14 protein-coding genes are annotated in these 19,143 nt (G+C 69.0%); 9 read left to right on the top strand and 5 right to left on the bottom strand.

The window, feature by feature from the left end; all coding sequences use genetic code 11:
- Positions 1 to 211: 211 nt before the first annotated feature.
- The gene (locus FXF51_RS08705; RefSeq protein ID WP_262379367.1) at positions 212 to 1,660 is read right to left on the bottom strand and encodes a TetR/AcrR family transcriptional regulator; all 1,449 of its coding nucleotides are present in this window, start codon (positions 1,658 to 1,660) and stop codon (positions 212 to 214) included.
- A 632-nt stretch (positions 1,661 to 2,292) separates the two neighbouring features.
- A complete protein-coding gene (locus tag FXF51_RS08700; RefSeq protein WP_148433748.1) occupies positions 2,293 to 3,333 on the bottom strand; it encodes a hypothetical protein in 1,041 nt (346 codons plus the stop codon).
- A 140-nt stretch (positions 3,334 to 3,473) separates the two neighbouring features.
- Here FXF51_RS08700 and FXF51_RS08695 point away from each other — a divergent pair, with 140 nt between their 5' ends.
- Positions 3,474 to 3,710 carry a hypothetical protein gene (locus FXF51_RS08695; RefSeq protein ID WP_148433747.1) on the top strand — a complete coding sequence of 79 codons (237 nt, stop codon included), beginning with the start codon at positions 3,474 to 3,476 and terminating at the stop codon, positions 3,708 to 3,710.
- Positions 3,711 to 3,787: 77 nt separating this feature from the next.
- Here FXF51_RS08695 and FXF51_RS08690 read toward each other — a convergent pair whose 3' ends face one another.
- A complete protein-coding gene (locus tag FXF51_RS08690) occupies positions 3,788 to 4,672 on the bottom strand; it encodes a tryptophan 2,3-dioxygenase (RefSeq protein ID WP_148433746.1) in 885 nt (294 codons plus the stop codon).
- A gap of 154 nt (positions 4,673 to 4,826) precedes the next feature.
- Here FXF51_RS08690 and FXF51_RS08685 point away from each other — a divergent pair, with 154 nt between their 5' ends.
- Positions 4,827 to 5,264 (top strand): Lrp/AsnC family transcriptional regulator, encoded by a 438-nt coding sequence (locus tag FXF51_RS08685; protein ID WP_222871204.1) that lies wholly within the window; start codon positions 4,827 to 4,829, stop codon positions 5,262 to 5,264.
- Positions 5,265 to 5,272: 8 nt separating this feature from the next.
- Here FXF51_RS08685 and FXF51_RS08680 read toward each other — a convergent pair whose 3' ends face one another.
- Together FXF51_RS08680 and FXF51_RS08675 are read right to left on the bottom strand one after the other, a co-directional pair.
- The gene (locus FXF51_RS08680) at positions 5,273 to 6,229 is read right to left on the bottom strand and encodes an ornithine cyclodeaminase family protein (RefSeq protein ID WP_222871194.1); all 957 of its coding nucleotides are present in this window, start codon (positions 6,227 to 6,229) and stop codon (positions 5,273 to 5,275) included.
- Positions 6,222 to 6,986 carry an IclR family transcriptional regulator gene (locus FXF51_RS08675; RefSeq protein ID WP_222871193.1) on the bottom strand — a complete coding sequence of 255 codons (765 nt, stop codon included), beginning with the start codon at positions 6,984 to 6,986 and terminating at the stop codon, positions 6,222 to 6,224. Before FXF51_RS08675 ends, FXF51_RS08680 begins: the two co-directional genes overlap by 8 nt.
- Before the next feature lie 155 nt (positions 6,987 to 7,141).
- On the opposite strand from FXF51_RS08675, the gene FXF51_RS08670 reads away from it, so the two are divergent.
- From FXF51_RS08670 to FXF51_RS08640, 7 genes are all read left to right on the top strand, one after another.
- Complete coding sequence (locus tag FXF51_RS08670; protein WP_148433743.1) at positions 7,142 to 8,497, top strand: amidohydrolase family protein; 1,356 nt, start codon at positions 7,142 to 7,144, stop codon at positions 8,495 to 8,497.
- On the top strand, positions 8,494 to 9,558 hold the full coding sequence (locus FXF51_RS08665) for a dipeptidase (RefSeq protein WP_148433742.1): 1,065 nt from the start codon (positions 8,494 to 8,496) through the stop codon (positions 9,556 to 9,558). The genes FXF51_RS08670 and FXF51_RS08665 overlap by 4 nt, the downstream gene beginning before the upstream one ends.
- 141 nt (positions 9,559 to 9,699) lie before the next feature.
- Positions 9,700 to 11,595, top strand: a complete 1,896-nt coding sequence (locus FXF51_RS08660) for an ABC transporter substrate-binding protein (protein WP_148433741.1) — start codon at positions 9,700 to 9,702, stop codon at positions 11,593 to 11,595.
- Between the two features lie 30 nt (positions 11,596 to 11,625).
- The gene (locus FXF51_RS08655) at positions 11,626 to 12,573 is read left to right on the top strand and encodes an ABC transporter permease (RefSeq protein WP_148433740.1); all 948 of its coding nucleotides are present in this window, start codon (positions 11,626 to 11,628) and stop codon (positions 12,571 to 12,573) included.
- Complete coding sequence (locus FXF51_RS08650; protein WP_148433739.1) at positions 12,570 to 13,454, top strand: ABC transporter permease; 885 nt, start codon at positions 12,570 to 12,572, stop codon at positions 13,452 to 13,454. Before FXF51_RS08655 ends, FXF51_RS08650 begins: the two co-directional genes overlap by 4 nt.
- A 28-nt stretch (positions 13,455 to 13,482) precedes the next feature.
- A complete protein-coding gene (locus FXF51_RS08645; protein ID WP_148433738.1) occupies positions 13,483 to 15,549 on the top strand; it encodes an ABC transporter ATP-binding protein in 2,067 nt (688 codons plus the stop codon).
- 547 nt (positions 15,550 to 16,096) lie between these two features.
- Complete coding sequence (locus FXF51_RS08640) at positions 16,097 to 19,138, top strand: beta-L-arabinofuranosidase domain-containing protein (RefSeq protein ID WP_222871192.1); 3,042 nt, start codon at positions 16,097 to 16,099, stop codon at positions 19,136 to 19,138.
- Positions 19,139 to 19,143 lie beyond the last annotated feature (5 nt).

Here is a 19,143-nt window from a genome sequence, read left to right as displayed (position 1 = left end):
CGCAGGGTGCTGGACGACGGCGGGTCCATCAGCGCTACCAACGTCCACGAACCGCTGGTCCGCAGCGTCCCGCCAGTTCGCTCCGCCGCAGCCCACGACGACGCCGCCCGGCCAGGCTTCACGGCGCTGTCCGGCCGCCTGTGCGGACAGCCACGACGAGTCGGCGATGCCGGCATGGAGGGCCGCCTGCTGCTTGATCGCCTGGCACAGGTCAGATGTTCCGAGGGGCGAGGATGAGCCGCCGCAGTTGTTCGTCGAGACTGAGATCGTCGCCTGAGTTCACCGTGGAGACCAGGACGGCGAGCACGGCCTTGCGCAGCGTCAGCCTGAGCCGCTCATGGTCCTCCGCCGGACCGGACAGCGCGCGGAAGGCGACGCCTTCGACGGTCACGGAGAGGATGTCCGCGAGGTCCTCAATGGTGACGCCGGGGCGCAGTCTCAGGTCGTTCACCGCCAGCATCTCCTCGTAGATGGGGATCCACTTCTGCCGGACCGCGGTTCTGGCGCTGCCGGTGGTGGTCCTCAATTCGGGGAAGCGATCTGCCATGGCCGTGGCGATGAGGGACAGGCCCATCGCCGGGTTCTCCAGAATGGACGCCAGTTCCTGACTGCTGACCTCCTGCGCGCCCCGTACCGGGTCCACGGCATTGGAGATCAGATCCGCCGATCTCATGACGGAATCCGGCCGCCAATGTCTGACCCATAATGCGTAGGCAAGCAGGTCGAGTGCGAAGTCGTCCCTGCTGGACCATCTCTCGTGAAATTCCTTTTCGTCTCCCGACCCTTGTCCCGCCCGCTCCACCTCTTTGAAGATCTCGTTTTCCGACGGCAGCCCGAAGTAGGTGTCGGGGCTGTCAGTGATGGTGCTCAACTGGAGGCCGGCTTCCAGATATGCCCTGGTGAGGCTGTCGTTGGCGAGCGCTCGCCGGGACCCGTCCCCGTCTTGCCGCATGAGCCGGTGCAGGACCAGAGACAGATCCCCCTCGCTCTTCCGGTCCGAGGCGACGGTGATGGAGGCACGATCGCTGGAGATGTCGGAGTTCGCCGCCCACGTGGAGAGCAGTTGGTCCAGCATGTTCAGGGCGGTGTCGTGAGCGGATTCTTCGTGCAGGTTGAGGGCCTGGTGCAACAGCGCATCGGTGCAGAAGGCCGCTCCGGCGATGACGGAAGGGCCCGACCGCAGAACTCCGCATCTCTGGCCGTGCTCCATCAGTCTGGCAAGCATGGTGTACAGCGGCACAAGATGACGGATATCCGCTTCGTTGGGTTCCGCGCTCACTCTGCCGTGTCTGATCGTCTGCTCGTTCATCGCGGCCACCAGCGACTCCGTCAGCCGCTGGCGTCTGCGCGCCAGCGCCGCCAGGTCATGGAAATGCCGGAGTATGGCGTCGACCGGATCCGACTTGCCCACGAGGGCCAGCTCCACTGATTTCGACAGCCGGCCGACGAGTGGACGATAAACAGATCCCATCAGGATCTGTTTACTCTTGAAATGATTGTAGGCAGTGGCCGCACTCACACCGGCTGTCGTCGCCACGTCTTCGATCCGTGTGCGATACCAACCGCGCTCGGTGAACAACGCGCGAGCCGCACTGAGGAGAACGGCTCGCGTGCGCTCACGCTTGACGTCCCCGGCACTCCGAGCAGCCTTGCTTCTCATCACGCAGCAGAGCCTAATACTCCAGCCACAGTTTGGACATAAGCCTCAACCGGGGCGATTCATGACAGTCAGTGCTTGAACGGAGACGTGCGGTCGAAGGGTGCGGCTGTCGTGATGATCTCCAGGCGTGAGAGAACCCTACGGCAAGTCGGCGGCGGCCGCATGGCGGCCTGTGTGATCGCATGCTCGAGCAGTGCCTTTGAGCTGCGCTTTCTCTGTCGCGGAGCGCGGCGGGCGGCGGTCGCTGCACGACTCCAGCTCTCGCCTGGCCGCTCATGGCGACTCCAATTTGAGATGCGAGTTAGACCCGGCTACAGTGGGGTGTAAGGGACTATTGGGGCATGTGTGGTCTCTGTGATGAGGTCTACCCCAAAACCGCCTCAACCCCTGTCCAAAACAGGCCAATAACCTGAGCATTCTTCATGCTTAAGACTGGAGTAAGTCTTGGAAGGCACAGGATCCGCATAGAAGAAGCGGCAGGAAACCTCGGGTCTCCTGCCGCTTTCTGCAAGATTGCTCAGCCTTCGCCTTCCATACGCTTGATTCCTCCGATCTGATCGTGTAACAGGATGCGTGCCCTTCAGGGCAGAGCTGTGCCGACGTACCTTACACAACGACCGGACCAGAGCCTGTTACGACGCCCAAACCCACGCGATACCGTAATAATGGTTCGGCATGAGCTGCTGCTCGTCGAACACCTTGTACAGATATCGGCCGTTCTGAAGTATTTTCAGGTGACGACATTCGCTCGGTGCGGGTTCAAGTTGCCCCTCGATATCCAAGGTCGCGCCGAACCACCAGGCCCGGACCGGAACCATCTCCGGCTCGAAGAGCAGTTTGAACTCGATTCGCCTCGGGTGATGGAAGGGCGGGCGCCAGCGAACAACCGGCTGGGAACGAATGCGGCTGTCGATGAGCAGCCGGCAACTGAACGGATATATTCCGTCATCCGGCCTGAGTCGCTGGAGTATCTCGACGGTCGCCAGAATGCTGCCGCCGGGGTCCTCGGCTTGCTCGATCACGCGGCACCCGTACAGACTCTCCATTCTCAGCACCCCAGGACGGCTTTCCGCGAGATATCTGTTCGCGACGAGGATCCGGGGATCGGCGAGCGGAACCACCGCGCGCACCCATCGGGTGACCTCTTGCTCGACAATGGCACCGCTATCGGAGAAGCGGCAGACATGGGAGATGGCCTCGATGGCCAGATCCTTCGAGAAGGAGGGTCCTGCCGCATGCGCCGGCGCGAGCACGCCGCCGTCGTCAGGTTCGCGGTTCTCCAGCAGCAGTCGTACGGCCGCCTTGATCGCCCTGTTCTCCCGCCGTTCGATCGTGCGCACGTCCGCGGCCAGAGGACTCCTGGACGACCGGAGCGCGGCGACGTAACTGCCGCGCCGTCGTGCGAGCGTGTCACCCTCATGAGCCGGGTCGAGATGGAGCGCGACGAGTAGAGGTTCTCGATGCCTTGTGTCGCTGATGCGCTTGACGAAGTCAATGAGTGCGTCTATGCAAGCCTGGATTGTTCTCGGCCGGCCCGGCCCGGTGAAATTCTGCAGCACGTTCATCAGTTCTGGACACTCCACAAGCCGCTCGGGAGTGCAGCCCATAGCCTTGCGCAGTTCTCTGAGCTCTCGCTCGCACTGCGCCAGCACGTTTCTTGTACTTTCGTCCACCGGCCGTACCTTCCGCGTCCCGTTTACGTCCCCTGCCTCCGAACTGTGCACAAAGTGATCGTTTACGTCGCTCGCAGAGGAGCTTAACGTTCGAAGTGTAAATCATCGGACTCGCCGGGAAAACAAGGGAGGATCTCGCGATGGGTACTGATCCTTCGCCGACTATTCTTATCGTGCGCGCTTTGGGGACGGTATCCGAACTGCCGTTGGTCATGGCCGCCGCCGTCACGGCATTCATCTGCGGCGTGTGGCTTGCCGCCGTCATCGCGACGGCTACCCTGTCCCGCCTTCAGCGGCACATGCAGGAGCAGGTGCGCCGCTGGCAGCGGCGGGCCTTCCGTGCCGAGCACGCGGCGAAGAACCACGAGTCAGGCTGACCGGCAGATCGGGCTCGGGGTGCTGCTCGTCTGCCCGAGGAGGCGCTCATGCGACCGGTAGGCGTGCGCTGGACGCTTCACATGTGGGTACGGGCGGACCAGAGCTCGGGAAAGACCGCCCTGGCCATGCTGCGTTCGAGCCAGCCCAGGCCGTTGGACCCGCCGCTGCCCGGCTTGGCGCCCATCGACCTGCGCACCGCCGCCACGTGCGCGTAGCGCCACTCCGCGAAGCGTTCGGAGACCTCGGTCAGCGCGTCTCCGAGCTCCCGGAGGCGGGTGCGTTCCGGGTCGCCGGCGTCGTCGCGGTAGACCCGCACCCAGGCCTGCTCGACCGCCTCGCTGGGCTCGTACTCGGAGCCGTGGTCCCGGTCGAGTACGGCGGACGGGAGGTCGTGGCCGTGTCTGGCGAGCAGTGCGGTGGCGGCGTCCCAGACGCTGGGCTCGTCGAACGCGCGGCGCAGGTCGTCGCGCACCGCCGCGTCCTTGAACGGCCGCAGCAGGGCCTCGTTCTTGAGTCCCAGCCGGAACTCCACCAGCCGGTACATGCCCGACTGCAGCCCTGACGCCTCCCCGAGCAGGTCGCGGAACTTGTTGAAGTCCGCGGGCGTCATCCAGCGCAGGCCGTTCCAGCTCGCGTTCAGGGCCTGCAGGTGCAGGGCCGTGCGGCGCAGCGCGTCGAGGGCGGGGGGCAGCCGGTCGGCCCGCAGCGCCTCCCGGACGGAGAGCAGCTCGTACGCGATGAGCTTGAAGTACAGCTCCATCACCTGGGTGATCACCAGGAAGGACATCTCGCCCGGGGCGTCGCTCAACGGGCGCTGCAGGTCGTGCAGGATGTCGGTGCGGACGTAGGCGTCGTAGGGGAGCTCCCGCTCGAATTCGAGGGTCGGCAGCCCGCCGCCGGCCTCGGCCCGTTCGGCCCGTTCTCTGGCGGAGGCCGGGCGTACCCGTGCTGTCGTCTCCATGTGCGGCGCTCCTTTCGTTCAGCGGCACCTCATGATGCTGTGGTGACAGCGAGGAAGGAATGCCGGTTCAACGGCCTTTTCGCGAAATGCCTTATGTCTGGTAACCATTTCCCTGACGTCGGTTTTCGAGTGAAAGGACCTGCTGGTGGACGCCATGGACTGGGAGTTGCTGCGTGAGCTCCAGGAGAACGCCCGACTCTCGTTCAACGAGCTGTCGCGCCGCGTCCACCTGTCACCGCCCGCGGTGGCCGAGCGGGTGCGGCGGCTGGAGGAGACCGGGGTGATCAGCGGTTATCACGCCGCCGTGGACCTGACCCGGGCCGGCTGGGGGGTGTCCGCGTTCGTGCAGCTCACCTGCTACGGGCCCACCTGTGTGCTGCGCGATCCCGGGGTGGCCGGCTGGCCGGAGATCCGGGAGATCCACCGGGTCACCGGTGACGTGTGCAGCATCCTCAAGATCGCGGTGCCGTCGATGGCGGCGTTCGAGGCCCTGATCGATCGCCTGGCCGCCTACGGGACGCCGTCGAGCACCATGATTTTCTCCAGCCCGCTCGCCCACCGGCCGGTCAGCGCGGCGCCGTCCGAAGGATAGAAGCGGCCTCAGAGGTTCACGTTGAACCCCAGCCCGCGCTCGCGCGCCACCCGGTAGGCCACCGAGGCCGCCGCGACGTCGAGTGCGGCGTGGCCGGTGGACTTGAACAGCGTCAGCTCCTGCGCTGAGCCGCGGCCCGGGTCGGCGCCGTCGAGCACGGCGCCGATCAGGCGGGCCGCGCCCGGGTCGGTGCCCTGCAGCTCCCAGGCGCCCGCGGGTGGCGGCTCGGTGACGGCGCCCCGCCACTCCACGAACAGCGAGGACGCCCGCAGGGTTTCGCCGCCGAACTCCGGCCCGTCGGAGCCGCCCACCGAGCTGAGGTGCACGCCGCCGCCGAGCCAGGACCGGCGCATTACGGGCTCCCGGCTGGAGGTGCAGCAGAACACGACGTCCGCCTCCCTGACCGCCTCCTCGATGCCGCACGCCCTGGCGGTGGGCACCCGCGCGGCGAGGCGTTCGGCGGCGGCGCGGTCACGCGCTCCGATCAGGAGCCGCGCGGAGTCCATCGCGGCGACGAGCTCGATCTGGGCGCGAGCCTGCGTGCCGGTGCCGATGACGGCGACGTGGCGGGCGTCGGCCCGCGCGAGCGCCGTCATGGCGGCGGTCGCGGTGGCCGCCGTGCGGAGCGCGGTGATCGTCTCGGCGTCCATGACCGCCAGCGGCCGGCCGTTCTCCTCGTCGAAGTAGGCGACGATGCCGCGATGGGCGCCGTGCCCGCCCGCCGTGACGGCGGAGAAGACCGTCACGAGCTTGGCGGCCAGCCCGAGCCGGGGAACGTACCCGGGCATCGCGCCCAGCAGCCCGTGGGCGGAGCGGGCCGCGACGCGGGGCGGGGCGGAGGTCTCGCCGCGGCTGACGGCGATCAGAGCGGTGCGCACCGCCGCGAGGAGCGCGTCAGGTGGTAATGCCGCCCTGGTCTGGTCCCGGTCGAGGACGAGAACTCCGCTCACTGCGGTGTCAATCAAGGTCGGCTCCGGGGGTCGTGCCGCTCAAGGTGGCTCGCAGCTCGTTCGTCGCGGCGATGAGGCTGTCCTTCAGCTTCGCCAGGGTGGCGTCGTCGAACTCGCTGTCGAGGCCGACGATCGTCAGAGCGCAGATCGGGCGCCCGTTGCCGGTGAGCACCGCGCGGCTCAGCGAGGCGATCACTTCTTCGTTGCGCCCGCGTTCGAGCGCGAAGCCGGTGTGGCGGGCCTGGTCGAGGTCCCTCAGCAGCTCGGCCCTGAACGCGGCGGGGTCGCGCTGCTGCTCGGCGACGCGCAGGTAGGGGACTTGCGCGGCGTCGTCGAGCGCGGAGACCAGAGCCATGGGGCCCGCGAACTTGTGGATGGGCAGCAGCTCGCCCAGCAAGTCGGTGATCATCGCCAGCCGTGGTGGGCGTACGACGTCGATCACTCGCGCGCCCTCGGGCTCCAGGACCTGAAGGTTCACCATCATCGCCGTCTGGTCGGACAGCGACTGGAGCGCCGGCCTGCTCAGCACCACGAGCGAGTTGGCGGCGGCGGCCTGGGAGAACTGCAGCACGATCGTGCCGGGCAGGTAGTGGTCCTGGCTGCGCATGATCCAGCCGCGGCGGACCAGGTCGACCAGGATGCGGTAGGCGGTGGCGCGGTGCATCCCCGCCAGGTTCGCCAACTCGCTGAGTCGCAAGGGACGGTTCGCCTGGACGACGGCCTCGATGAGGTCGAGGGCTTTGTCCACGGCAGAGCTGGCCGGCTTGGGCAAAGGTCCCCCTTCACGGTCGTCGGAGCCATCATTCCACGCTTGACGCATGTTAACAGACGTTGCTAGTGTTGCAACACTTGTTACGCTGTACGTAACAGATCGCGTCGAGAATGTCCCTCTCGACGAAGCTCTGAAACGGAGACCGAGCGACCCCCATGACCGACAGAGATGAACGACCGGTCGCGGGCGACGATCCGGCGCCCACCCCCTTCGCGCCCGCCACGCCGGGTGAGGTGACGGTCTACCGCGACGCGTCGCTGATCGACGGGACGGGCGCGCCCGTCCGCCGCGCGATGGCGGTGGTGACCGACGGGGCGACGATCAGGAAGGTCGTGCCGGACGCCGAGCTCGGCGCGTCCGACCTCGACGGCGCCGAGGTCGTCGACCTGGCGGGGGCCTTCCTCCTGCCGGGCCTCATCGACACCCACCAGCACCTGTCCACCCCGCCCAACCGCCGGCGGGCCGAGGAGACGATGCGCCGCCAGCTCTACGGCGGCGTCACCGCGATCCGCGAGATGGCCGGCGACCTGCGGCAGATGGCCGACCTGGAGCGGGCCGCGCTGATCGGCGAGATCCCCGGCCCCGACGTGCACAACGCCGCCCTGATGGCCGGCCAGAGCTTCTTCGACGACCCGCGCACGTGGCAGGTCACCCAGGGCGCGACACCCGGCACGGCGCCGTGGATGCAGGCGGTCGGGGAGGACACCGACCTGGTGACCGCCGTCGCGCGGGCCCGGGGCACCGGCGCCGTGGCCATCAAGGTCTACGCCGACCTCGGGGCCTCGCTGATCACACGGATCACCGCCGAGGCGCACCGGCAGGGGATGCGGGTGTGGGCGCACGGGGCGGTGTTCCCCGCCCTGCCGGGTGACGTCGTGGCGGCCGGCGTGGACGTGGTGTCCCACGTCCACATGCTCGCCTACGAGCTCTCGGACGTCCGGCCCGACACCTACCGGGGGCAGCGCGCTCACCTCTCGCAGGTCTACCGGCAGTTCCTGGACGCGCCGGTGGACGCGATCGACGCGCTGCTCGGTGAGATGCGGCGGCGCGGCACCGTACTCGACGCCACGGCGAGCGTCGTCGGCAGAATCCCGCTCAGCCCGCCCGGCGCGGCCGGGATGGCGCGCGACGTGGTCCGGCGGCTCATCGACCGCGCCCGCCACGTGGGCGTGGAGATCTGCGCCGGCACCGACTACGAGACCCCGCCGGACGACCCCTACCCCTCGCTGCACGACGAGCTCGACCACCTCGTCCACGCCATGGGGATGCCGCCCAGGGAGGTGGTCCGCGCGGCGACCCTGGGCGGAGCCGCCGCCCTGGGACAGACGGCCACGACGGGCAGCGTGGAGGCCGGGAAACTGGCCAACCTGCTCGTCGTCGCCGCCGACCCGTACGAGGACATCGGCCATCTGCGCCACATCATCACCACGGTCAAGCGCGGGCGGCGCCATGACCGCGCCGATTACGACCGGCCTCGCGCCGGCGGCGTAGAGGAAGGGACGCGAGCATGAGCGTCGACATCACCGAGCACATCGTCGTCAACGCGCTCGGCGTGCTGGACAACCCCAACGTCGCCGGCACCGGCACGCTCGTCCAGACCAGCGACTCGCTGACCATAGACGCGCGTACGCTGGCCGACGCGCACGCCTCGGGCGTGACCGCGATCAACGTCACCCTCGGCTACACGATGGGCGACTTCGACCCCTACCCGCACACCCTGCGGGAGATCGAGACGTGGGACTCGATCATCGCCACCCACCACGAGCACCTGATGCGGATCGACACGGCCGCGGACATCGCCGCGGCCAAGTGCACCGGCAAGATCGGCATCATCTACGGATTCCAGAACGCCGCCGCGGTCGAGGACCGGCCAGAACGCGTCGCCACCTTCGCCCGCCAGGGTGTCCGGATCATCCAGCTCACCTACAACCAGGCGAACCAGATCGGCGACGGCTCGATGGCGCCGGGCAACAGAGGCCTGACGCCGCTCGGGCGGGAGGTCGTGGAGGCGCTCAACGAGCAGCGCGTCATGGTCGACCTGTCGCACAGCGGCGAGCGGACCTGCCTGGAGGCCGCGCGGCTCTCCCGGCAGCCCGTCTCGATCAACCACACCGGCTGCCGGGCGCTGGTCGACCTGCCGCGCAACAAGACCGACGAGGAGCTGCGGCTGGTCGCCTCGCGGGGCGGCTTCGTGGGCATCTACTTCATGCCGTTCCTCAACGCCTCCGGGCACGCCCGCGCCAGCGACGTGGTGGACCACATCGTGCACGCCGTGAACGTGTGCGGCGAGGACCACGTGGGCATCGGCACCGACGGGACGATCACCCCCATCGACGACCTGGACGCCTACCGGGCCCGGCTCGCGGAGCACGTGGCGCTGCGCCGGCAGGCAGGGGCCTCCGCCGCCGGAGAGCGCAGCGACACCTTCCCGTTCGTCGTCGACCTGCGCGGGGTCGACCAGTTCCGGGAGCTGGCGCGGCTGCTGGAGGAGCGCGGCTACTCCTCGACCAGGATCGAGAAGATCCTCGGCCGCAACTTCCGCGCCTACGCGGAGACGGTCTGGGGCGGCTGACCCTCGCCCTACCCCCCGGGCAGCGGCCCTCGCCCTACCCCCCGGGCAGCGACCCTCTCCTCCCAACCCCCCGACGGCAACAGGAACGGACGACGTGGACACTTACCGATTGACCGGATATCGAGCCGCGACGAGGCGGCCATGAGCGGCTCCCGGAACCGGCACGCGCTCGTCGCGGCGACGCTGGCCGTCCTCCTGCCGCTCGCGGCGTGCAGCGGCGGCGGACGCGACGACGGCAAGGCCACGGCGGGCGGCCAGGCCGCCGGGAAGTCCGGCTCGCAGACGTTCGGCGAGCTGCCGGCGGAGTCGGGCACGCCCAAGGACGGCGGATCCGTCGACATCGCGCAGCAGCCCGGGGCCGGGCCCTACTACATGCTGCCGATCGTGCCCGGCGCGTTCAACTCGACCTACGTGACCTACCAGTTCCAGCGGCTCATGTACCGGCCGCTCTACTGGTTCCCCGAAGGCGCCAGCCCCAAGGTCAACCCGGCGCTCAGCCTGGCCGAGCCGCCGGAGTTCACCGACGGGAACAAGACGGTGACCATCAAGCTGAAGCCGGGCTACACCTGGTCCGACGGCTCTCCCGTCGAGGCCGGCGACGTGGTCTTCTTCATCGACCTGCTGAAGGCGGCGCTGAAGAAGAACGCCGCCAACTGGGGCGGCTACACGCCCGGGCAGTTCCCCGACAACGTCACGAGTGCCAAGGCGTCCTCGGCCGACACTGTCACGCTGAAGCTGTCGGAGGCCTACAACCCCGAGTGGTTCACCGCCGACGAGCTGACCTCGGTCGTGCCACTGCCCGCCAAGCAGTGGGCCCGCGCCTCGGCGGACGGGCCGCTGCTCGACCCGGGCGAGCCGAAGAACGCCGAGGCCATCTACACCTACCTCGACAAGGCCTCGCGCGATCCGGCCGGCTTCGCCACCGACCCGCTCTGGCAGACGGTGAACGGCCCGTACCGGCTCAGCGGCTTCGACGTGACCACGAACTTGTACTCGATGACCGCCAACGAGGCGTACACCGGCCCGCAGAAGCCTCGCATCAAGACGCTGAACTTCCGGCCGTTCACCTCCGAGACGGCGAAGTTCAACCAGCTCCTGAGCGGCAACCTGACGATGGCCACGGTGGACCAGAGCCACGTGGGCCAGGTGCAGGCGCTCAAGGCGGCCGGGTACAACGTCTACGGCGCGCCCCGGCTGGGCTTCAACTTCATCATGCTCAACTTCAAGGACACCACCGACAACGTCGACAAGATCCTCGGCCAGCTCTACGTCAGGCAGGCGCTGCAGCACCTGATCGACCAGCCCGGCTACATCGCCAGCAAGGGCATGTACAACGGCGCCGCGGCGGAGAGCTACGGCACGGCGCCCGCGAGCTCGCCGTACGCGTCGAAGGACGTCGCCACCGCGCCCTACCCCTACGACCCCCAGGCGGCGCGCAAGCTGCTGGAGGACCACGGGTGGAAGGTCGTGCCGAACGGCACCACGACGTGCGAACGTCCCGGCAGCGGGCCGTCGGAGTGCGGGGAGGGGATCCCGCAGGGCCAGGCGATCAAGTTCAACCTCTTCTACCGCAGCGAGCCGCAACTGCACGGCGCGGTCAGCACGGCGTTCGCCTCGGAGGCCCGCAAGCTGGGCATCGCGATCACGGTCGCGCCGAAGACGTTCAGCTTCCTGATCCAGAACTACAACGTGCCGGCGGCCCCGTCGAAGGCCGGCGAGTGGGCCATGTCCACCTGGGGCGGCTTCAGCACCACCCCGTACCCGACGATGACCGGGACGTTCGACTCCAAGGGGTCGGGCAACGTGGGCGCCTACAGCGACACGGAGACCGACGAGCTGATCCGCGCCTCGGTGCACGGCGACGACCGTCAGGCCGTCCAGGCCGAGATCGAGCGGCTGCGGACCGAGCTGCCCGTGCTGTGGCTGCCCACCGCGCACACCATCTGGGCCTGGAAGAACACGCTGTCCGGCCCGCGGGACACGTTCGCCGCCCTGCCCACCACGGTGCTGACGCCGGAGTACTGGTACCTGCGCTAGCACCACAGAACGACAGGAAGGAGGGGCAGCGTGCTCCAGTTCGTGCTGCGACGGCTGGCGACGTCGGTCATCGTGGTCCTGGGCGTATCGGTGATCACCTTCATCATGCTGCACGGCATGTCCGGCTCGCCCGGCCGCGCGATCCTCGGCGTGCAGGCCAGTGCGGAAGCGGTGGCCGCCTTCGACCGGGAGCACGGCTACGACCGGTCGGTGATCGTGCAGTACCTCAGCTACCTGGGCGGGCTGCTGCAGGGTGACCTCGGTTACTCCTACAAGCTGAACCAGAGCGTGAACGCGCTGCTGGCCGAGAACGCCGGCCGGACGGCGATGCTGGCCGGCACGGCCCTGGTGCTCGCGATCGCCGTCGCGGTGCCGCTGGGCGTCTACCAGGCGGTCAAGCGCAACAGCTTCGGCGACAACGTGCTGACCACGCTCACCTTCATCGCCTACTCGATGCCCGTCTTCCTGCTGGCGATGCTGCTGATCCAGGTCTTCGCGCTGGGCCTGGGCATCCTGCCCGCGCAGGCCTCGCAGTCGAGCTCGACCTGGGTGATCTTCACTGAACCGCGCGCCATGCTGCTGCCGGTGCTGACGCTGACCGGCGTCACGGTCGCGCTGTACTCCCGATATCAGCGCTCAGCGGCGCTGGACCAGCTCGCCCAGGACTACATCAGGGTGGCGCGGGCGAAAGGACTGTCGATGCGCCTGGTGCTGACCCGTCACCTGCTGCGCAACGCCTGCCTGCCGCTGGTGACGCTGATCGGCATGACCATCCCCCTGCTGCTCGCGGGCAACCTCGTGGTCGAGTCGGTCTTCAACTACCCGGGCCTCGGGCTGCTGTTCTTCAACGCCCTGAACAACCAGGACTATCCGGTTCTGCTCGGCTACACACTGGTCGCCGCGACCCTGACCGTCCTGGGCAACCTCCTGGCCGACCTGCTGGTGGCCATCAGCGACCCGAGGACGCAGCGCGCATGACCGAGACGGTTCCCAAGCCCGCCGCGCAGCGGGCCACCAGCGGCTGGCGCCTGGCACTGAGCTCCTTCGCGCAGAACCGGCTCGCCGTCGCCGGCGTGGGCATCATCGTCCTGCTCGCGCTGTTCTGCTTCGTCGGCCCGCACCTGTACGTCACCGAGCAGCTCGCCGTCGATCCGGTGAACAGCCTGCTGCCGCCGGACGCCGAGCACCCGCTCGGCACCGACGCGCAGGGCTTCGACGTGCTCGGACGGATCATGCAGGGCGGTCAGGCGTCGCTGCAGATCGGGCTGTTCGCGGCGCTCATCGCCACCGCGTTCGGCACGCTGTACGGCACCGTCGCGGGCCTGGCCGGCGGCGTCGTGGACGGGATCATGATGCGGGTGGTGGACACGCTGCTGTCGATCCCCTTCCTGTTCATCGTGCTGATCGCCGCCACCCGGTTCAGCTCCTCGGTCCTGTCGCTCAGCCTGATCCTGGGGGCGTTCTCCTGGCTGGCGCCCGCCCGGCTGGTCAGGGCCGAGGTGCTCTCCCTGCGTTCGCGGGGGTTCGTCTCCGCCGCGACCGTGATGGGCGCGACCAGGCCGCGCATCATCGCCAGGCACCTGATCCCGAACGCGCTGGGCGTCGTGATCGTGAACATCACCTTCCAGGTGGCCGACGCGATCATCGCGGTCTCGCTGCTGGGCTTCCTCGGGTTCGGGCTCAACTATCCCGACGTCGAGTGGGGCACGCAGCTCTCCGACGGGGTGAGCCACCTGTTCGAAGGCGCCTGGTGGCTGATCTATCCGGTCGGTGGCTGCCTGGTGCTGATCGTCATGGCGTTCAACTTCGTCGGGGACGCGCTGCGCGACTCGATCGACGTACGGCTGAGGCGGCGCTGATGGCCGCCCGCACGGAAAGGGGCGAGTGATGCCCGACGACGGTGACGTTCTGGCCATCGAGCGCCTGTCCGCCGGCATCCGGCTGAGGAGGTCGACGGTCGAGGCCGTCAAGGCCGTCGACCTGAGCCTGCGCAGGGGCGAGACGCTCGGCCTGGTGGGCGAGTCGGGCAGCGGGAAGTCGATGACCGGCCTGTCGATCATGGGCCTGCTCCCGCCCGGCGGGCAGGTCACCGAGGGGTCGATCAGACTCGACGGACGGGAGCTGACCGGCCTGCCGGAACGCGAATATCAGCGCGTCCGCGGCAACGAGATCGCCATGGTCTTCCAGGATCCGATGACCTCGCTCAACCCCACCAAGAGCATCGGCGAGCAGGTCGCCGAGCCGGTCAGGCTGCACCGCGGCGCGAGCCCGAGGCAGGCGCGCGAGCGGGCGCTGGAGATGCTGGCGCTGGTCGGGATCGCCCGTCCGGCCGAGAGGTACGGCGACTACCCGCACCAGCTCTCGGGCGGGCTGCGGCAGCGGGTGATGATCGCCATGGCCCTGTCCTGTGAGCCCAAGGTGCTGATCGCCGACGAGCCCACGACGGCGCTCGACGTGACCGTCCAGGCCCAGGTCCTGCGGCTGCTGCACGACCTGAAGGACCGCCTCGGGATGGCCATGCTGCTGATCACCCACGACATGGGGGTGATCGCGCGCTGGGCCGACCGGGTCAGCGTCATGTACGCCGGCGGCATCGTCGAGAGCGCCAGGACCGGCGACCTCTTCACGGGGATGCGGCACCCGTACACGCAGGCGCTGCTGGCCTGCACGCCCCGGCTGACCCAGCGGCGCGAGCACACCCTGTACTCCATCCCCGGCCTCCCGCCCGACCTGGCCGATCCGCCGGCGGGCTGCCGGTTCGCCGCCCGCTGCGCGCACGCCTCCGGCCGGTGCGAGAGCGAGGCGCCGCCGCTGGCCGACGCGCGTCCCGGCCATCTGCTCGCCTGCTGGCACCCCGTCGAAGGGCCGCTGGCGCCCGTGGCCAGCCCCGTGGCCAGCCCCGTGGCCAGCCCCGCGGCGGCTGCGGAGCCGCGCGACGGGCAGCGCGAGGAGCCGGTGCTGGCCGTCGACGACCTCGTCAAGGAGTACGGCGTGCCGCGCCGTCTTCCGCTGCTCGGTCCCGCGCGCAGCGTCAAGGCCGTGTCCGGGGTGTCGTTCGAGGTGAGGCCGGGCCAGACCTTCGGGCTGGTCGGCGAGAGCGGCTGCGGCAAGAGCACCCTGGCCAAGATGATCGTGGCGCTGGAGCGGCCGTCCTCGGGTAGCGTCACCGCCCTGGGCGGCAAGCTGAACGAGCTGCGCGGGCGGAGCCTGCGCCGGCACCGGCGCAACCTGCAGATGATGTTCCAGGACCCGCTCGACGCGCTCGACCCGCGCATGCGCGTCGGCGCCATCCTGCGCGAGCCGTTCGAGGCGCAGGGCATCGGGACCGCCGATGAGCAGCTGGAGGCCATCAGGGAGCTGCTCGACGAGGTGGGGCTGCCGCACAGTGTGCTGGAACGCCATCCGCACGAGTTCTCCGGCGGCCAGCGGCAGCGCATCGCGCTGGCCCGGGCCCTGGCGGTCAACCCGCGGGTGATCGTGGCGGACGAGCCGGTGAGCGCGCTGGACGTGTCGATCCGTTCGCAGGTGCTCAACCTGATGAAGCGGCTGCAGGCCAAACACGACCTCACCTACGTCGTGATATCTCACGATCTGACCGTGGTGCGGTACCTGGCGGACACGGTCGGAGTGATGTACCTGGGCAAGCTCGTCGAAGTCGGGTCGGCGGACGACATCTACCTCCGTCCCGCGCACCCGTACACCGCGAGCCTGATCGCCGCCATCCCGGTGCCGGACCCCGCCGCGGGCGAGGCCGCCGACCCGATGGACATCGGCTCGGAGCTGCCCAGCCCGCTCGACCCGCCGTCGGGGTGCCGCTTCCGTACCCGCTGCCCGCGGGCGCAGGCACGGTGTGCCGAGGAGGAGCCGGTGCTGCTCGGGTTCGATCCGGGTCACTCGGCGGCGTGCCACTTTCCGCTCAGGGAGCCGCAGGCCGCGGAGCCGGCGCGGCCCTGAGCCCGGCCCCTGGGCCGCGTGCGGCGCCGCTCCCGCTTCGCCCCGGCCCGGCCCCGCAGCCACAAGCGCCTCGTCCGGCTGCCCCGCCGATCGTCACCCAGGTGACGCCCGCGGGGAGCCGCGCGCATCGGCTCAAGATGTGGTTCTCGGCCCGCGCGACATCCGCCTGACTCCGGAGGCGACAACGACCTCACGTTCACGAAGGAGCTGCTGGCGCACCGGGACGGGTCCTCGTGGTCCTGGTCATGGCAGCCGGGCAGACTCCGGCTGAGCGCCATGCCGGAGCTCGGCTCCGACGGCCGGGGCGGGGTCTGGCTGTCCGGGTACTTGACCGTCGATCGGGACGTCGACAACATGGAGGAAAATCAGATTTCCGCCCTTTGGACGACAGACGGGATTCTCTCGCCCTGAATCAGGATGATTCATCGCGGAACTCCGCAGCTCAGTAACGGTTCGTCATTCCTGGGACCGAGAATTCGCCATTGAATGTTAGCGCTAACACTCGTCGAAGGGAAAACGGGCAATGACAGCGTCCGAGAAGCCGGGAGTGAGCCGCCGCACATTCGTCCGCGCATCAGCCCTCGGCTTGGCGGTGGCCGCGACGGCCGAGCCTCTTCCGGCGGCCGCCGGGGTCAAGCAGCCGATGGGGATCCCGTACGTCGGCGCGGGAAGCAACACCGCGGTCAGGCCGTTCGCGTTGCGGGAGGTGCGCCTGAACGCCGGCCTGTTGCAGGAGAAGCGGGACCGGATGAAGGCGTTCCTGGAGGCGTACGACGAACGCCGCTTCCTCATGCTCTTCAACGACCAGGCCGGCCGCCCGAACCCTCCTGGCCTGCAACTGCCCGGAGGCTGGGAGAACGGCGGGCTGCTGAGCGGGCACTGGGCCGGCCACTATCTGAGCGCCCTCGCCCAGGCCTACGCGGACCAGGGCCAGCAGGTCTTCAAGGACAAACTTGACTGGATGGTCGGCGAGCTGGCCGCGTGCCAGGCCGCCATCACCGCGCGGATGGACGCTCCCGGCGGCGGGGACGAGCCCGAGGAGCCCGTCATCGGCCGGGTCGAGGGACGCTTCGGCAAGGGACTGCGCCTCAACGGCGGCAGCGGCGCGGAGCATCTGCGGCTTCCCCAGGAAGCGGTGTCGCAGCTCACCGACTTCACGATCGCCGCCTGGGTCAATCTCGCCGCGGCACAGAGCTGGAGCAGGGTCTTCGACTTCGGTCAGAACACCACGGTCAACATGTTCCTGACCGCCCGCTCCGGCGCGTCCGGAAATCCGCCGCGGTTCGCCATCACCGTCGGCGGCAGCGGCCAGGAGCAACAGATCACGGGCACGTCCGCCCTGCCGGCCGGGCAGTGGTCGCATCTCGCCGTCACGCTCTCGGGCTCGGTCGGAACGCTGTACGTCAACGGCGCGGCGGTGGCGGCGAACATCGGCATGACGCTCAACCCGACCAGCCTCGGCGTCCCCGGCAACCTCTGGATCGGCCGGTCCCAGTACGGAGACCCGCTCCTCGACGCGACCATCGACGAGTTCCACATCTTCGACCGGGCACTCAGCGCGGAAGAGATCCAGTCCCTGACGGATTCCGCCGCGGGGTCCACGGGAGGCGGGAACATCGCCTGGTACCGCTTCGACGAGGAAGGCGGGGCGACCGCGCTCGACTCCTCGCCCAACGGCCGCGACGCCGGAATCGTCCCCGTCACGCAGGGAGGCGGCGCGTTATGGGCGCCCACCCATCCCGGCTATCTCGGGGCCATCCCGGAGGACGCCGTGATCCGGCTCGGGCCGCCCCGCTTCGCCGTCTACGGCAGCAACCTCGACACGAACGTCTGGGCGCCCTGGTACACCCAGCACAAGATCATGCGGGGTCTGCTGGACGCCTTCTACCTGACCGGCAACGAGAAGGCTCGCGAAGTCGTCGTCAAGATGGCGGAGTGGGCGCACCTCGCCCTGACCGTCGGCGACAAGAACCATCCGCAGTACCAGGGACCCATCACGCGCAGCGACCTCAACCTCATGTGGGACACCTACATCGCCGGTGAGTACGGCGGCGCCAACGAGGTGTTCCCGGAGATCCACGCCCTGACCGGCGAGGTCAGGCACCTGGACACGGCGAGGCTCTTCGACAACCGGGAGTCCCTCTTCGGCGCCTGCGTCGAGAACCGGGACATCCTCGTGGTGACCAACCCCGCCGACCTCGGCCGGCGTCGCCCGGCCCGGCTGCACGTCAACCAGCACGTCCCCAACTTCGTCGGCTACCTGCGGATCTTCGAGCAGGGCGGCGGCCAGGACTACTTCCAAGCGGCTGAGAACTTCTACGGCATGGTCGTCCCGCACCGCATGTTCTCGCACGGGGGAACCGGCGGAAACTACCCCGGCTCCAACAACAACATCGAGATGTTCCAGAACCGCGACAACATCGCCAACGCGATCGCCCAGGGCGGCGCGGAGACCTGCTCCATCTACAACGTGGCCAAGCTGGCCCGCAACCTCTTCTTCCACACGCAGGACCCGGCCTACCTGGACTACTACGAGCGGGCCGTCCTCAACCAGATCGCCGGATCGCGAGCCGACACGGCCACCACGAGCAACCCGCAGGTGACCTACTTCCAGCCCCTGACGCCGGGCGCGAACAGGTCGTACGGCAACACCGGCACCTGCTGCGGCGGAACGGGGCTGGAGAACCACACCAAGTACCAGGAAGCCGTCTACTTCAAGTCCGCCGACGGCTCGGCCCTCTGGGTCAACCTCTTCGTGCCGTCAGCCGTGACCTGGGCGGACAAGGGCTTCGTCGTGACGCAGGAGACGAGCTTCCCGCGCGAGGCCAGGACGAAGCTCACCGTCGACGGCAGCGGCCGCCTCGACATCAAGCTGCGGGTCCCCGAATGGGCCAGGAACGGTTACACCGTGCGGATCAACGGAACCAGGACGCCGATGCGCGCCGCGCAGCCGGGCACGTACGTGACGCTGCGTCGCGTCTGGCGCCCCGGGGACGTCATCGACGTCTCGATGCCGTTCAGCATCCGGATCGAGCGCGCCATCGACCGGCCGGACACGCAGTCCGTCATGTGGGGCCCGCTGCTCATGCCGATCGTCGGCGACCCCGGCGGCGGCTACCGGGAGCTGTCGCTCTACCGGCATCTCAAGCGGGACGGCGACTACTCGCGGGCGGCCATCACACCGGCCGGCACCAGCGCGGCAGGAGACCCGATCTTCACGACGCACGGCTTCACCCTGCGCCCCTGGTACGTCGGGGACACCCAGGCCCACTCCGCCTACTTCCGCCGGGTGGAGCCGCAGATCGTGTTCGGGAGCATCGACTCCGGTGTTCCCAACGTGAAACGCGACGACGGGCTGCCCAGGTACGACGTCCCGGTCAGCGGGATTCCGTCGCCCGGCACCGATGGCCTGACGTTCCTCGACGTGGTCTGGGACCACGCGCCGTTCGCGACCCACGGGACGTTCGTGGCCACGGTCGCCAGGACGGCGGGGGAGTTCGTGGCGGCGGGGCGGCTGACGGATGAGCAGAGGGACGCGGTGGTGGCGGCTGCGGCCGGAGCGCGGAGGGAGCTGACGCCGGAGCCGTAGCGAGG

Origin of the sequence: Nonomuraea sp. PA05 (genome assembly GCF_008086045.1) — a bacterium.
GTDB classification, from domain to species: domain Bacteria; phylum Actinomycetota; class Actinomycetes; order Streptosporangiales; family Streptosporangiaceae; genus Nonomuraea; species Nonomuraea monospora.
Note: the sequence above shows the minus strand (reverse complement) of the source record. Positions and strands in the feature narration are given on the sequence as shown.